The sequence below is a fragment of the Arthrobacter crystallopoietes genome (assembly GCF_002849715.1).
GTDB classification, from domain to species: Bacteria; Actinomycetota; Actinomycetes; order Actinomycetales; family Micrococcaceae; genus Crystallibacter; species Crystallibacter crystallopoietes.
On record NZ_CP018863.1, the window covers coordinates 3,596,537 to 3,610,540 of the forward strand.

General features: G+C 66.8%; 13 protein-coding genes. 12 read left to right on the forward strand and 1 reads right to left on the reverse strand.

The annotated features are described in order from the left end of the window. Positions 1-30: 30 nt before the first annotated feature. From AC20117_RS16645 to AC20117_RS16675, 7 genes are all read left to right on the forward strand, one after another. On the forward strand, positions 31-1,689 hold the full coding sequence (locus AC20117_RS16645) for a molybdopterin-dependent oxidoreductase (protein ID WP_083339883.1): 1,659 nt from the start codon (positions 31-33) through the stop codon (positions 1,687-1,689). Between the two features lie 30 nt (positions 1,690-1,719). After that, a complete protein-coding gene (locus tag AC20117_RS16650) occupies positions 1,720-2,934 on the forward strand; it encodes a molybdopterin molybdotransferase MoeA (RefSeq protein WP_074702707.1) in 1,215 nt (404 codons plus the stop codon). After that, entirely contained in the window at positions 2,922-3,407 is a 486-nt protein-coding gene (gene moaC / locus AC20117_RS16655; RefSeq protein ID WP_074702706.1) for a cyclic pyranopterin monophosphate synthase MoaC, read from the forward strand. The genes AC20117_RS16650 and moaC overlap by 13 nt, the downstream gene beginning before the upstream one ends. 71 nt (positions 3,408-3,478) lie before the next feature. After that, positions 3,479-4,039, forward strand: coding sequence for a MogA/MoaB family molybdenum cofactor biosynthesis protein (locus AC20117_RS16660; RefSeq protein WP_211482350.1), 561 nt, complete (start codon positions 3,479-3,481; stop codon positions 4,037-4,039). Next, a complete protein-coding gene (locus AC20117_RS16665) occupies positions 4,029-4,460 on the forward strand; it encodes a molybdenum cofactor biosynthesis protein MoaE (RefSeq protein WP_074702705.1) in 432 nt (143 codons plus the stop codon). The genes AC20117_RS16660 and AC20117_RS16665 overlap by 11 nt, the downstream gene beginning before the upstream one ends. Before the next feature lie 16 nt (positions 4,461-4,476). Then, positions 4,477-5,235 carry a 4-hydroxy-tetrahydrodipicolinate reductase gene (dapB, locus tag AC20117_RS16670; protein WP_074702704.1) on the forward strand — a complete coding sequence of 253 codons (759 nt, stop codon included), beginning with the start codon at positions 4,477-4,479 and terminating at the stop codon, positions 5,233-5,235. After that, the gene (locus AC20117_RS16675) at positions 5,228-5,716 is read left to right on the forward strand and encodes a tetratricopeptide repeat protein (protein WP_074702703.1); all 489 of its coding nucleotides are present in this window, start codon (positions 5,228-5,230) and stop codon (positions 5,714-5,716) included. The genes dapB and AC20117_RS16675 overlap by 8 nt, the downstream gene beginning before the upstream one ends. Positions 5,717-5,860: 144 nt before the next feature. Here the strand turns inward: AC20117_RS16675 and AC20117_RS16680 are convergent, their stop codons facing one another. Beyond that, positions 5,861-7,063: a heparan-alpha-glucosaminide N-acetyltransferase domain-containing protein gene (locus tag AC20117_RS16680; RefSeq protein WP_074702702.1), complete on the reverse strand. Its 1,203-nt coding sequence runs from the start codon at positions 7,061-7,063 to the stop codon at positions 5,861-5,863. A 139-nt stretch (positions 7,064-7,202) separates the two neighbouring features. On the opposite strand from AC20117_RS16680, the gene dapA reads away from it, so the two are divergent. The 5 genes from dapA (at position 7,203) to AC20117_RS16705 (ending at position 13,880) form a co-directional block, all read left to right on the forward strand. Then, positions 7,203-8,114 (forward strand): 4-hydroxy-tetrahydrodipicolinate synthase, encoded by a 912-nt coding sequence (dapA, locus tag AC20117_RS16685; protein WP_074702701.1) that lies wholly within the window; start codon positions 7,203-7,205, stop codon positions 8,112-8,114. A gap of 8 nt (positions 8,115-8,122) precedes the next feature. After that, positions 8,123-9,814 (forward strand): ribonuclease J, encoded by a 1,692-nt coding sequence (locus AC20117_RS16690; RefSeq protein WP_074702700.1) that lies wholly within the window; start codon positions 8,123-8,125, stop codon positions 9,812-9,814. Positions 9,815-9,924: 110 nt separating this feature from the next. Further along, a complete protein-coding gene (locus AC20117_RS16695; RefSeq protein ID WP_074702699.1) occupies positions 9,925-12,765 on the forward strand; it encodes an FtsK/SpoIIIE family DNA translocase in 2,841 nt (946 codons plus the stop codon). Positions 12,766-12,783: 18 nt separating this feature from the next. Continuing rightward, positions 12,784-13,383, forward strand: coding sequence for a CDP-diacylglycerol--glycerol-3-phosphate 3-phosphatidyltransferase (pgsA, locus tag AC20117_RS16700; protein ID WP_074702698.1), 600 nt, complete (start codon positions 12,784-12,786; stop codon positions 13,381-13,383). Continuing rightward, the gene (locus AC20117_RS16705; protein WP_074702697.1) at positions 13,380-13,880 is read left to right on the forward strand and encodes a CinA family protein; all 501 of its coding nucleotides are present in this window, start codon (positions 13,380-13,382) and stop codon (positions 13,878-13,880) included. Before pgsA ends, AC20117_RS16705 begins: the two co-directional genes overlap by 4 nt. The last annotated feature ends 124 nt before the right edge of the window (positions 13,881-14,004 follow it).

Sequence of the window (14,004 nt, forward strand, 5' to 3'; positions counted from 1 at the left end):
GCCGGTGAAACCCGCGAGGCTGGAGGCCCGATGACACGGAACCCAGGGGCACCGAACCGAGGGGCGACGCCGGACCGATGGTCAACCGGCCGGCCGGCGGGCACGCACCGGGAGCAGGCTGAATCAGGGCCGGACCAGCCTGCACCGGACCAGTCAGCGCCGAACTGGTGGGCGGCGGCCGCCGGGGCCGCTGCTGCCTTGCTGGGAACCGCCGCCGGCGAGCTGGCCGCGGCGTTCCTGAGCCCTTCCGTTTCGCCGTTGACCGCGGTTGGCTCGGCCGTCATCGACGTGCTGCCCCCGATGGTGAAGGATGCAGCAATCGCGGTCTTCGGGACGGCGGACAAGGCCGCGTTCTTCGTTGCCATGACGTTGGTGATCGCGGCCCTCGGCGGCCTGGCCGGAGTGCTCGAAGTACGACGCCGGTACGCCGGCAGCGCTGTCATCCTCGCCTTTGCGGCGGCGGGCACCGTGGCTGTGCTGGCCAGCCCGCAGGCCGAACAATTGGCGCTGGCCGCCCCGGTGGTCGCCGGGGTAGTGGCCCTGGCGATGCTGCAGGTCCTGGTCCGGCGCTGCGTCCAAGCCGCCGCCGCTCCTGCACGGCCGGCCGTTCCGGCGCAGGACCCGGCCCGGCGCACGTTCCTGTTGTGGCTGGGAGGTACCGCGGCAGCGGCGGCGTTGACCGCCGTCGTCGCTACGAGTATCCGCAGTGCCCAGCAGGGTGCAGCCCGCCTCCGCCAGGCCTTCAAGCTGCCCGCCCCGGCCGATCCTGCGGAACCGATTCCGGCAGGCGCAACGCTGCCGGTAGCCGGCCTCACGCCGCTCGTGACACCGAATCCGGATTTCTACCGGATCGACACTGCCCTGGCGGTGCCCGTGGTCAATGTGGACCAGTGGCGGCTGCGGGTGACCGGCATGGTGGAGCAGGAAGTGGAGCTGGACTTTGATGAACTGGCGGGACAGGAGCTGACGGAGCGGTACATCACGCTGTGCTGCGTCTCCAACCCGGTGGGCGGAGACCTGATCGGCAATGCGAAGTGGCTGGGCTGGCCGGTCCGGAACTTGCTCGCCAGGGCCCGCCCGCAGGCCGGGGCGGACATGGTGCTCTCGCGCAGCGTGGACGGCTGGACCGCTTCGACACCGCTGGAAGTGCTGACCGACGAGCGGGATGCGCTGCTGGCCATCGGGATGAACGGCGAACCGCTGCCGCTCGAACACGGCTTCCCGGTGCGGCTGGTGGTGCCCGGGCTTTTCGGCTACGTCTCCGCCACCAAGTGGGTCACCGAACTGAAACTCACCCGCTTCGAGGACGAGACCGCATACTGGACCACCCGGGGCTGGAGCGCCCGGGGACCGGTGAAGATGAGCTCGCGGATCGACACGCCTCGCAACGGTGCGCGGCTCGACCCCGGCCAGGTGGACATCGGCGGTGTGGCCTGGTCCCAGCACACCGGCATCAGCGCCGTGCAGCTGCGCGTCGACGACGGTGCCTGGCAGGATGCCGAACTGGGCGATCCCATCTCCGCGGACACCTGGCGGCAGTACCGGTACCGGTGGACCGCGCCGGCAGGCCGCCACCGGCTCCAGGTCCGTGCCATCGATGCGGCGGGCATGGTCCAGACCGGCGAGAGCGCCCCGGTAGTGCCGGATGGGGCCACCGGCTGGCACACGGTGAGCGTGACCGTCGCTTAGGATGGCTCCTGAAGAAGAAGGGAGTCCGGCGTGGCCGCTACAGTAGCTGAGCACCGCAAAGCGGTCACCGAGCTCGTCCGCGCCGCCGTGCAACGCAATGGCCGGCAGGATGACACGGTCGGGCTGCTCGAGGCCCGGAACCGGATCCTGGCCCGGGACATCACCGCCCCGGTCAGCTTGCCGCCCTTCGCCAACTCGCAGATGGACGGCTACGCGGTGGACAGTGCGGCAGCTGGCGGCCGGCCCGAGTTTGCGGTGGCCGAAACCATCGCCGCGGGCTACCCGGCTCCGCCGCTGGCTAAAGGCTTCGCGGCGCCGATCATGACCGGAGCCATGCTGCCGGCCGGAGCGGACGCCGTCGTCCCGATTGAACAGGCGGACCCGGATGGTTTCCGCACGCCCGCCCCGGGGCTGACTGTGCGGCTGCCGGCCAGCGTTCCGGCCGGCCAGTTCGTGCGTGTGGAGGGCAGCGACATTGCCGCCGGCACCCTTGCCCTCGCCGCCGGCACTCGGCTCAAGCCGGCCCAGCTGGGTCTGCTGGCGGCGCTCGGCGTCGCGGAGGTTGCGGTGCGGCCGCGGCTGCGCGTGCTGCTGTTGAGTACCGGCGACGAGGTCATCGCACCCGGCGGCACCCTGGGTCCCGGACAGATTTTCGATGCCAACACCACCTTGCTGGCGGCCGGGCTCGCCGAGGCCGGCGCGGACGTGGCCGGCAGCCGGATCCTGGCCGATTCCCCGGAGGACTTCCTGGCCCGGCTGCACGAGGATTTGGGCCGCCACCAGCCGGACCTGCTGCTGACCTCGGGCGGCATCAGCAAGGGCGCCTTCGAGGTGGTCAAGCAGGCCCTCGCCCGCGATCACGTGGAGTTCGGACCGGTGGCGATGCAGCCCGGCGGACCCCAGGCCATCGGCACGGTGGGCGGCGTCGCCTACCTGGGCTTTCCGGGCAACCCGGTCAGTTCGCTTGTGTCCTTCGAGACTTTCCTCCGTCCGGCGCTCACCGAGGTGCTGGGCGACCCGGAGCCGCGCACCATCCTGCACGTGCCGCTGGCCGAGGCCGTCCAGTCGCCCGCGGCCAAGCACCAGATCCGTCGCGGCCATTACGACGGCGGCTCCGTCACCTTGATCGGCGGTCCCGGCTCGCATCTGCTGCACGCCCTGGCAGCGTCCAACGCACTGGTGCATTTTCCCGTCGGCGTAACGGAAGTCCCGGCCGGGCAGAACGTGGAAGTATGGCTGTTATGAGCGAGCAGGACCGGTTGACCCATGTCCGCGAGGACGGCACGGCGCACATGGTGGACGTCAGCGCCAAGGCCGAAACCACCCGTGAGGCCACCGCCCAGGCCGTCCTGACCACGCGGGCGGACGTTGTCGCCCTGCTGGCCTCCGGTGACCTGCCCAAGGGGGACGCCCTGGCGGTCAGCCGCGTGGCCGGCATCATGGCCGCCAAGCAGACGCCGTCGCTGATTCCGCTGTGCCACCCGCTGCCCATCAGCAAGGTCACCGTGGACTTCTTCCCCGGCACCAGCGAGGTGCGGATCGAGGCGACCGTTCGCACCCGCGGAGTTACCGGCGTCGAAATGGAGGCGCTCACCGCTGCCTCGGTGGCGGCGCTGAGCCTGTACGACATGATCAAGGCCGTGGACAAGCACGCCGTGATCGGCGATATCAAGGTGCTGGCCAAATCCGGCGGCAAGAGCGGGGACTGGACGCTGTGAGCACCGAACCCAGCAACAGCACCGGCGCCGCCAGCACCAACGGCACCGCCAGCGCCAACGGAGGCGCCGGCATCCGGCGCACTGCCGGCGTCGTTGTCGCCTCCACGCGCGCGGCAGCCGGGACCTACGAGGACCGCAGCGGGCCGATCATCTCCGAGTGGCTGGCCGCCGAAGGCTTCGAGCCGCTGCCCGTGCGCGTGGTCCCGGACGGGCCCGAGGTTCGAGCGGCGCTGGAAGGACTGCTGGCCGAGGGCGTCCGGGTCCTCATCACCAGCGGCGGCACCGGGCTGACCCGTGACGACCGGACCCCGGAGATCACCGCTGCGCTCCTGGACAAGGAAGTGCCCGGGATCATGGAGGCCATCCGCGCCGCAGGCAGGCCCCACACACCGCTGGCCGCGCTGAGCCGCGGCGTGGCCGGAGTGGCCGGCGGGACGTTCATCATCAATCTTCCGGGCTCGCCCGGCGGCGTCCGCGACGGGCTCGCGGTGCTGCAGCCGCTGATCGAGCACATCTATACCCAGCTGGAAGGCCGCCGCGACGCCGGACACGAAGGCGCCGGACACCAGGCCGCCGCGGAGAACTCCACCCACACCACAAGCCACAAAACCGGAGGGCATCATGGGCACTAGCGAAGTGCTGTACGCAGGGGTCGCCGATTCCCCCTTGGACGCTGCGCAGGCGATGGCCGCAGCGGAGTCGCCCGAGTGCGGCGCCGTCGTGACTTTCAGCGGCGTAGTGCGCAACCACGACGGCGGGGAAGCGGTCTCCGCCCTGGGCTACTCCGCACACCCCAGCGCGGGCCGGGTGATTGCCGAGGTCGCCGCCGACATTGCCGCGAAGTACGACGGCGTGCGCATCTGGGTCGCGCACCGGATTGGATCGCTGCAGATCGGGGATCCGGCGCTGGTGGCCGCCGTCGCTTCCGCCCACCGTGCCGAAGCGTTCGCCGCGGCATCGGAACTGGTGGACACCGTCAAGGAACGGGTGCCGGTCTGGAAGGAACAGCATTTCGCCGACGGACGCACCGAATGGGTAGGCATCGGCCAGTAGCGATACGCTGGAAACCATGACTGAACAACTTGCGGTGGCCGTGCTCGGTGCCGGCGGACGAATGGGCGCGGAGGCGGTCAAGGCCGTTGACGCCGCCGAAGACCTCAAACTGGTGGCTGCGCTGGGGCGTGGGGACAGCCTGGATTCGCTGGCCGGCACCGGCGCGCAGGTCGTGGTGGATCTGACCACGCCGGACAGCACCGAAGCAAACGTACGTTTCGCCGTCGAACACGGCATGCACGCCGTCGTCGGAACCACCGGCTGGGACGAACAGAAGCGCCGCAACCTGGACGCACTGCTGGAAGCGCACCCGGGAACCGGCGTGCTGATCGCGCCGAACTTCGCACTGGGCTCGGTGCTGGCGTCGGCGTTCGCCGCCAAGGCCGCCAGGTACTTCGAATCGGTGGAGATCATCGAACTGCATCACCCCGACAAGGTGGACGCGCCCTCCGGCACCGCGGTACGCACCGCGCAGCTGGTCGCCGCATCGCGGGAAGAGGCCGGCGTTTCCGCCAGCCCCGACGCCACCACTAAGTCCCTCGACGGCGCCCGCGGCGCGGACGTGGAGGGGGTGCGGGTGCACAGCGTGCGGCTGCGCGGCCTGGTGGCGCACCAGGAAGTGCTGCTCGGCGGCCCAGGTGAACAGTTGACCATCCGGCACGACTCGTTTGACCGTGCCTCCTTTATGCCCGGGGTCCTGCTGGGCGTGCGCGCCGTGGCCAGCCACCCGGGATTGACCTACGGCCTGGACGGATACCTTGACCTCAATGACTGACTCCGCAACCCCGGGAACCGGCTCCGCTTCCTGGTATTCGCGCCACGGCGAGAAGATCTGGGTTTCGGCCATCATCTTCCTGCTGCTCGCGTACATGGCGCTGACCGTGCACCGCGCCTGGCTGCTTCTGCAGGACCCGCAGCCGGTGGCGATTGCCCTCGGCGCCGCCCTGCTGGTGCTGCCGGTGGTGGGTGCCTGGGCGCTGATCCGCGAGATCCTCTTCGGCTCGCGCATGTCGAAACTGGCCAAGATCCTTGAGGCTGAAGGCGGGCTGCCGGTGGATAACCTGCCGCGCACCCCGGGCGGCCGCATCGTCCGCGAGGCGGCGGATGCGGAGTTTGAGAAGTACAAGGCGGAGGCCGAAGCCGCGCCGGAGGACTGGCGCAGCTGGTTCCGGCTCTCCTGCGCCTACGACGCCGCCCGCGACCGCAAGCGTGCCCGCGAATCCATGCGCAAGGCCATCGAGCTCAGCCGCAGCTGAAACTGCGTTGGCCGCATGGACCGGCCGACCCGCCTGATCACATTGCAGGATGCTGCGGTGCTTGCGGGGACCAGTTGCTGGCGGCTGAAACGGCACGGGGGCTGTCGCCGTCGTAAGTTGGCTGCATAACCGAAGTTGCGTGCGTCAGCTGTATTGGCGGTGGCCGCCGCGGATGGCGTCCCGGGTTGTCCGGGAGGCGGTGGACGTGATGAATTCGAAGGGCCCCCGCCGGTCCAGCACGTGCAGCGTGGTGCCCACGGACAGGGCCACGATGACCTGCACCCAGTAAATCTCGTTGTCCCCGGGCCAGACCGCATTCTTCGGGATGAGGCTCATGACCCAGACATGCACGGTGTACAAGGTCAGCGTCATGGCACCGGCACCCGAGAGCGGCAGCAGCAGATTCGGTTTCTTCGTGGTCAGCAGCAGGCAGATGGCAAGCACAATGGCCGCCGTCCCGGAGGTATGCAGCAGATCGAAGGTGGTGCCGGAATGCGGGCCGGAGATTCCCAGCCACCACCATGAATCGTCCGTGTCGACCCAACTGAGGTTCACCTGGTAGATCAGCGCGAAATCCGGGCGCTCCGCCGCCTCGGTGGAGGCGAGCTGGCGGTAGCCGCCCAGGCCGTCCATGATGAGCCATGAGCCGGCTTTGGCCAACGCCGCCGCCGCCAGGCCGCCGGACAGCAGCCACAGTTGGACCGCGGCGCGGCGGATATCCAGCCGGCCGATGAGAAGCCCAACAAGGATGTAGCCGAGCCAATGCAGCACGGGGTAGTAGCCGGTGACGAAGATGTCGGCCAGGAACCTGGACGGAATAAACACATCGAGAATCATCGGATTGTGCCCCAGGCTGGCCAAGCCGAGTGTGTTCTCCAGCCACGGGCGCAGCAGATAGGCAGCCACGGGGGAGAGCAGCAGCCAGCCGCCGGCCCACGCTGCCAGCACGGGCAGGCGCAGCTGCAGGAACGGCAGGGCGCAGAGGAACAGCACCGCATAGTGGACGAGGATGACGGCAATGCTGACGTTCAGCGTGCCAAGCATCAGACCAACGACGGCGATAATGGCCGCGCGCACCGCAATCCCGGACCGGTCGGCCAGCAGCGACCGGCCGCTGTGCGGACGGCTGCCGCCGGTCAAAAGGCCAAGCCCGACGCCGGCCAGGACCGCGAAGAGGGCCGAGGACCGGCCGGAGAGTACCAGGCCGCTGAAACTGGGCTCGGGGTTGGCGCCGGCGGTCCACAACGGAAAGATATGGGTGGCCATCATGCCCAGCAGGGCCAGGCCCCGGGCGGCGTCGATTCCGGCCAGCCGCTGCCCGGCGGAACCGTTGTGTGTGGATGCCATAATCCGATATTCTCACAGCCCTCTGTATTGGGGCCTGCAGCGTAACAATCGCAGAGCCTCAGGGCGGAAGCGGTGCCGTGATACGAAACTCGGCGGGGCCGTTGCGGCAAACCGAGGTCCACGCGGTAACGTTTTGTCTATGTCTGAGTCTTCTTCCCGTGAGTACACCTTCGGATCTTTGGTGACTGCCATGGTTACCCCCTTCAACGAGAAGGGCGATGTGGATTATGAGGTCGCTGGCAAGCTGGCCCTGAAGCTCGTCGAGGACGGCTGCGACGGACTGGTGGTCACCGGGACCACGGGGGAGACCTCCACCCTGCTGGACGAGGAAAACCTCGGCATGTTCCGCGCGGTGGTAGACGCCGTCGGCGGACGGGCAAAGGTCATCGCCGGCTCCACCACCAACGACACCCGGCACTCCATCCGTCTGTCCCAGGAAGCGGCGAAACTGGGCGTGGACGGACTCCTTGTCACCGCGCCGTACTACAACAAGCCCAGCCAGGCCGGCGTCCAGGCACACATTGAAGCCATCGCGAACGCCGTCGATCTGCCCGTCATGGTCTACGACATCCCCGGCCGCGCCGGCATCCGGATCGAGACCGAGACCCTGTACCGGCTGGCCGAACATCCGCGCATCGTCGCGCTGAAGGATGCCAAGGCGGACTACCAGGAGACCACGCGCGTCCTGGCGAACACCGATCTGGATGTGTACTCCGGCGATGACTCGCTCACCTTGCCGCTGATGGCCGCCGGCGCCGTCGGCCTCGTTTCGGTCAGCGCCCATGTTGCGACGGCGCAGTACCGTGCACTGGTCGATGCCATGCATGCCGGTGATCTGGCTACGGCACGCCGGCTGCACTTTGAGCTGGATCCGGTCCAGCGGGCGGTCATGACCCATATTCAAGGGGCGGTCGCGTCCAAACTCATTCTTAAGTGGCAGTCCGTACTGCCCAACTCGGTGGTCCGCTTGCCTCTGGTTGAGCCGTCCGACGCCGAGATCGCACTGATCCGCGCAGACCTCGAAGAGGCCGGCTGGAACCTGGAGGTTTGATCCAAAGCATGAGCGAGTCCACAATTACAGAGCTGCGAACCCCGCCGAAACTCGCCGACGGTACCCTGCGCGTAGTGCCGCTGGGCGGCCTGGGCGAGATCGGCCGGAACATGGCGGTGTTCGAGATCAACTCGAAGCTGCTGATTGTGGATTGCGGTGTCCTCTTCCCCGAAGAACACCAGCCCGGAGTGGATCTGATCCTGCCGGACTTCTCATATATTGAGGACCGGCTTGACGACATCGTCGGCGTGGTCCTGACCCATGGGCATGAGGATCATATCGGCGCAGTTCCCTACTTGCTGCGCATGCGCCAGGACATTCCGCTGATCGGTTCACAGCTGACCCTGGCGCTGGTCGAGGCGAAACTGACCGAGCACCGCATCAAGCCGTACGCGCTGACCGTTTCCGAAGGCCAGATCGAGCAGTTCGGACCGTTCGAGTGCGAATTCGTTGCCGTCAACCACTCCATTCCGGACGCGTTGGCTGTCTTCATCCGAACGGCCGCGGGCAATGTCCTGCACACCGGCGACTTCAAGATGGACCAGTTGCCGCTGGACGGACGCCTGACTGACCTGCGTGCCTTCGCCCGGCTCGGCGAAGAAGGCGTGGACCTGTTCATGTCGGATTCGACCAACGCCGACATCCCCGGCTTCACCACCGCGGAAAAGGAAATCGGACCGGTGCTGGAACGGCTCTTCGGGCAGGTCCAGAAGCGGATCATTGTCGCGTCGTTTTCTTCGCACATCCACCGCGTCCAGCAGGTGCTCGACGCCGCCGCCGCGCATGGGCGCCATGTCGCTTTCGTGGGCCGGTCCATGGTTCGCAACATGGCCATCGCCGAGAAGCTGGGCTACCTGAACGTACCCCCGGGCATCATTGTCGACCTGAAAAACGTCGAAGACTTCCCGGATGACCGGATCGTGCTCATGTCCACCGGCTCCCAGGGGGAACCGATGGCTGCCCTCTCGCGGATGGCTAACGGAGACCACCGGATCCAGGTGGGCAAGGGCGACACCGTGATCCTCGCGTCGTCGTTGATTCCGGGCAACGAGAACGCTGTCTTCCGGATTATCAACGGCCTGCTCAAGCTGGGTGCCGAGGTGATCCACAAGGGCACGGCCAAGGTTCATGTCTCCGGCCATGCCGCTGCCGGTGAGCTGCTGTATTGCTACAACATCCTCAAGCCCAAGAACGCGATGCCGGTCCACGGCGAAACGCGCCATCTGATCGCCAACGGCAACCTGGCGCGGCAGACCGGCGTGGCCGACGAGAATGTCCTGCTGGCCGATGACGGCAGTGTGGTCGATCTTGTCGACGGCAAAGCGCGCATCGTGGGCCAGGTCGAATGCGGCTTCGTCTATGTGGACGGCTCCAGCATCGGCGAAATAACCGACTCGGATCTGAAGGACCGCCGGATCCTGGGCGAAGAAGGCTTCATCTCGGTCATCACCGTGGTCAACCGCAGTACCGGCAAGATCGTCTCCGGCCCGGAAATCCATGCGCGCGGTTTCGCCGAGGACGACGCGGTCTTTGACAACATCAAGCCCCAGATCACGGCCGCCCTGGAGGAAGCCGTGGTGGGCACCAAGGAGCACACCACCTACCAGCTCCAGCAGGTGGTCCGCAGGGTCGTGGGTACCTGGGTCAACAAGCGGCACCGCCGGCGGCCCATGATCGTACCGGTCGTGCTCGAAGCCTGATCCGCTTTCTGCCATTGGTACGGCCGGCACGCCCCTGTTTGGGCTGACACCTGCTTGCACTCGATGGCAAATCCCCCAGTTGCCGGACCTTTGCGGGTAACGTATTCGATATGGCGACTCGTACTTCTCCTGCCAAAAAAGGCACCCAGCAGTCGCGCGGTAAGAACTCAGGCAGTGCTTCGCGCTCTACTGCGGGACGCGGCGCGGCCAAGACCAAAGCTCTCAACGTGCAGCCGGAAGACCACCTTCCGCTGCCATTGAGGATGATCCGCGGCGCTTGGATGGGTACCGCGCACATCGTCGCGGCGGGCATCCGCAAACTCGGTCCGGATGTCCACCCGGACAAGGACCTGCGCCGCGACGGCACCGGTTTCTTCATGCTCCTGCTGGCCGTGGTCATTGCGGCGGTTGAATGGTGGGCCCTCACCGGCGGATTTGCCGACGTTGTACACGCCGTGGTCGGCGGGACGTTCGGCTGGATGGCGCTGCTGCTGCCGGTTTTCCTGCTGATCTTCACGGTGCGACTGATGCGCTCCCCGGAGGATGCCCGCGGAAACAACCGGATCGCTATCGGACTGACTCTGATGACGCTGTCCGGAACAGCCCTGGCACACGTCATTGGCGGCGAGCCCGGCCTCGCCGACGGACTCGACGCGTTGTGGGCGGCCGGCGGCATGGTCGGTTTCCTCATATCTTCGCCGCTCGCCACCATCAACATGTGGCTCGCGGTTGCGGTCTACTCTTTGCTGGCCTTCGTCAGCCTGCTCATCGTTACCGCGACGCCGTTCCGGCATATCCCGGCCCGGCTCCGTGCCCTTTACGAAGGCCTCATGGGCCAGGACCTGAACGAGGTCGCGGCCAACGGCCATGACCAGAGCTATCTCTATGAATCGGACCGGAGCGAGCCGAAGGCGAAGAAGCCCCGGAAGCGCCGGTTCGGCCGGGACAAGCATGCGCCCGAAGACGAAGAGCAGGATGAGGGTTACTACGGCGACGAGGCCTTCGAGACTCCCGTCATCGAAGACGAAGACGCTCCGAGGGTCGCGGCCCCGGGACCGGCTGCCCCGAAGGTGCCGCCGGGTGTCCGCCGACCTACCCAGTCCGAGCTTGCCGCCGAGAAGCTCAAACGCGATCAGGGCCTCATGCCGGAGGGGGCCACCGAGGCCCTCCCTGTTGTGCCCCCTGCTTCGACCGGGAGCGTGGCGGCGGTACCGGCCAACCCGGTCCAGCCGCAGCCGCCGGCGACCCCCATTCCGCAGCGCACCGAGCAGCTCCAGCTCTCGGGTGATGTGGCGTACACGCTGCCGCCCTCGGACTACCTGCCGGCGGGGCCGCCGTCCAAGGAACGCTCCGAGGCGAACGACTCGGTCGTTGCCGCGCTGACCCAGACGCTGGACCAGTTCAAAGTGGAGGCCCGGGTGACAGGGTTCTCCCGCGGGCCGACGGTGACCCGGTACGAAATTGCACTCTCGCCGGGCACCAAGGTGGAGCGCGTGACGGCGCTGTCCAAGAACATCTCCTATGCGGTGGCCAGCTCGGACGTCCGGATCCTGAGCCCTATCCCGGGCAAGTCCGCCATCGGCATCGAAATCCCGAACACGGACCGCGAGACGGTGTCGCTCGGCGACGTACTGCGGTCCAACAACGCGCGTAAGACGGACCATCCGATGGTCATGGGCGTCGGCAAGGACGTCGAAGGCGGCTACGTGGTGGCCAACCTGGCGAAAATGCCCCACCTGCTCGTGGCCGGCGCGACCGGTGCCGGTAAATCCGCGTTCGTGAACTCCATGGTCACCTCGATCCTGATGCGCTCGACGCCGGACGAGGTCCGCATGGTCATGGTGGATCCGAAGCGTGTGGAACTTACCGCCTACGAAGGCGTCCCGCACCTGATCACGCCCATCATCACGAACCCGAAGAAGGCCGCCGAAGCACTGCAGTGGGTGGTCCGCGAGATGGACACCCGCTACGACGACCTCGCTAATTTCGGCTACAAACACATCGATGACTTCAACAAGGCCGTGCGCAACGGCAAAGTGATCCCGCCGGAAGGCTCCAAGCGGATCGTCAAGCCGTATCCCTACCTGTTGGTGATCGTGGACGAGCTTGCCGACCTGATGATGGTCGCCCCGCGCGACGTGGAAGACTCCATCGTCCGGATCACCCAGCTGGCCCGCGCTGCCGGCATCCACCTGGTGCTCGCCACGCAGCGGCCGTCGGTCGACGTCGTCACCGGCCTGATCAAGGCCAACGTGCCCTCCCGCATGGCGTTTGCCACGTCGTCGGTCACCGACTCGCGCGTGGTGCTGGACCAGCCGGGCGCCGAAAAGCTGATTGGCCAGGGCGACGCGCTCTTCCTGCCGATGGGGGCCAACAAGCCCATGCGCGTCCAGGGCGCCTGGGTCAGCGAGACCGAGATCCACAAGGTTGTCGAACACGTCAAGGGCCAGCTGCAGGCGGTGTACCGCGAGGATGTCGCCGTCGAGGCGCCCAAGAAACAGATCGACGACGACATCGGGGACGATCTGGAGGTGCTGCTGCAGGCCACGGAGCTGGTCGTGACCACGCAGTTCGGCTCCACCTCGATGCTCCAGCGTAAGCTTCGGGTCGGTTTCGCCAAGGCCGGGCGACTGATGGACCTGCTCGAGTCCCGCGGCGTGGTGGGACCGTCCGAAGGCTCGAAGGCCCGCGACGTGCTGGTGAAGCCGGACGACCTCGCCGTGACGCTGGCTGCGATCCGCGGCGACGATGTTCCGGCAGCCGCCGCACCGGGCGCGGATCCGATGACGGATGCTCTCGCCGACAACGCCAATGCCAACCACAACTTCGACCAGGACGGGCCCGAGGATCTTGTCCAGGCAGACCTGGACGCCAGGCCCCAGGCCACGGAGTATTACGACGACGATGACGACCAGGGATCGGAAGATGCCTGGAGCCTGACCGGCAGATAGACGGGTAACCTTAGCGTCGTGACTGATTCACCTGCCCATCCGGTGCCCACGCTCAACATCGCCAATGTCCTGACGACACTGCGCATCCTCCTGGTGCCGGTCTTCATCTGGCTTCTGCTCGCGGACAACGCTGAGCACGGGCTGTTCCGGTGGCTCGCCGTCGTCGTTTTCGCCGTTGCTATCTATACGGACAAACTGGACGGCGACCTGGCCCGCAGCAGGGGACTGATCACCAACTTCGGCAAGATTGCCGATCCGATCGCCGACAAGCTGCTGATCGGGTCCGCACTGATTCTCCTCTCGGTCCTCGGCGAATTGCCGTGGTGGATCACTGTGGTCATCCTGGTGCGCGAACTCGGCATCACTTTGCTGCGGTTCGTGGTGATCAAGTACGGCGTCATGCCGGCGTCGCGAGGCGGCAAGCTGAAGACCGTGCTCCAGACCCTTGCCATCTTCCTGTATCTGCTGCCGCTGGGAACCTGGCTGGGGGAGTGGGCGGTCTGGATCGCCTTTATTGTCATGTTGGTGGCGGTGCTGGTCACGGTGGTGACCGGCGTCGATTATGTTCTCAAAGCTGTCCGACTGCGGTCCGAGGCTCGGCGGGAGGCCGGAAAGTGAACGAGCATACATTGGCACAGCAGGTTGTCTTGGCGGCGGTGGCGGACGGCGTGAGAATCGGCACGGCCGAATCACTGACCGCCGGAATGGTCTCTTCCGCACTGGCTACCGTTCCGGGCGCCTCGGCTGCCTTGCAGGGCGGCATCGTGTCCTACCAGAGCGAAGTGAAGTCCGGCGTGCTCGGTGTTGACCGGGACCTGCTGGACTCGGAGGGAGCTGTCCACGCCGACGTGGCCAGACAAATGGCTGAAGGTGCCCGGCGGATCCTTGGAGCCGACATAGCTGTTTCGACCACCGGGGTAGCGGGTCCGGAACCGCACGGGGGCAAGCCGGTAGGCACCGTGTTCATTGGAACTGCCGGTGCCGACGGCTCGGATGCCGTGGCCTATACCTTCAGTGGCGGGCGGGCGGAAATCCGTGCCCAGGCGGAAGAAGCCGCATTGGAACAGTTGCTGGAGGCCATCCAACGGACCACTGCGGCGCGTGGTCAGAGGTGACGTATCCCGCATCTTTATGTCGCGGGAACAAAATAATTAGCCCAGTAGTTATCAAAGGTGTCAGCAACTGTTACGGTAGTTGGCCTAAGCTGGAGACAAGCGGCAGCAGCCGCCAAGCATTGAG

What these genes read in the sequence shown, in the direction of transcription:
- AC20117_RS16645 (WP_083339883.1), top strand. Translation starts at nt 31, where the DNA reads ATGACACGGAACCCAGGGGCACCGAACCGAGGGGCGACGCCGGACCGA.
- moaC (WP_074702706.1), top strand. Translation starts at nt 2,922, where the DNA reads ATGGCTGTTATGAGCGAGCAGGACCGGTTGACCCATGTCCGCGAGGAC.
- AC20117_RS16665 (WP_074702705.1), top strand. Translation starts at nt 4,029, where the DNA reads ATGGGCACTAGCGAAGTGCTGTACGCAGGGGTCGCCGATTCCCCCTTG.
- dapB (WP_074702704.1), top strand. Translation starts at nt 4,477, where the DNA reads ATGACTGAACAACTTGCGGTGGCCGTGCTCGGTGCCGGCGGACGAATG.
- AC20117_RS16675 (WP_074702703.1), top strand. Translation starts at nt 5,228, where the DNA reads ATGACTGACTCCGCAACCCCGGGAACCGGCTCCGCTTCCTGGTATTCG.
- AC20117_RS16680 (WP_074702702.1), bottom strand. Translation starts at nt 7,063, where the DNA reads ATGGCATCCACACACAACGGTTCCGCCGGGCAGCGGCTGGCCGGAATC.
- dapA (WP_074702701.1), top strand. Translation starts at nt 7,203, where the DNA reads ATGTCTGAGTCTTCTTCCCGTGAGTACACCTTCGGATCTTTGGTGACT.
- AC20117_RS16690 (WP_074702700.1), top strand. Translation starts at nt 8,123, where the DNA reads ATGAGCGAGTCCACAATTACAGAGCTGCGAACCCCGCCGAAACTCGCC.
- AC20117_RS16695 (WP_074702699.1), top strand. Translation starts at nt 9,925, where the DNA reads ATGGCGACTCGTACTTCTCCTGCCAAAAAAGGCACCCAGCAGTCGCGC.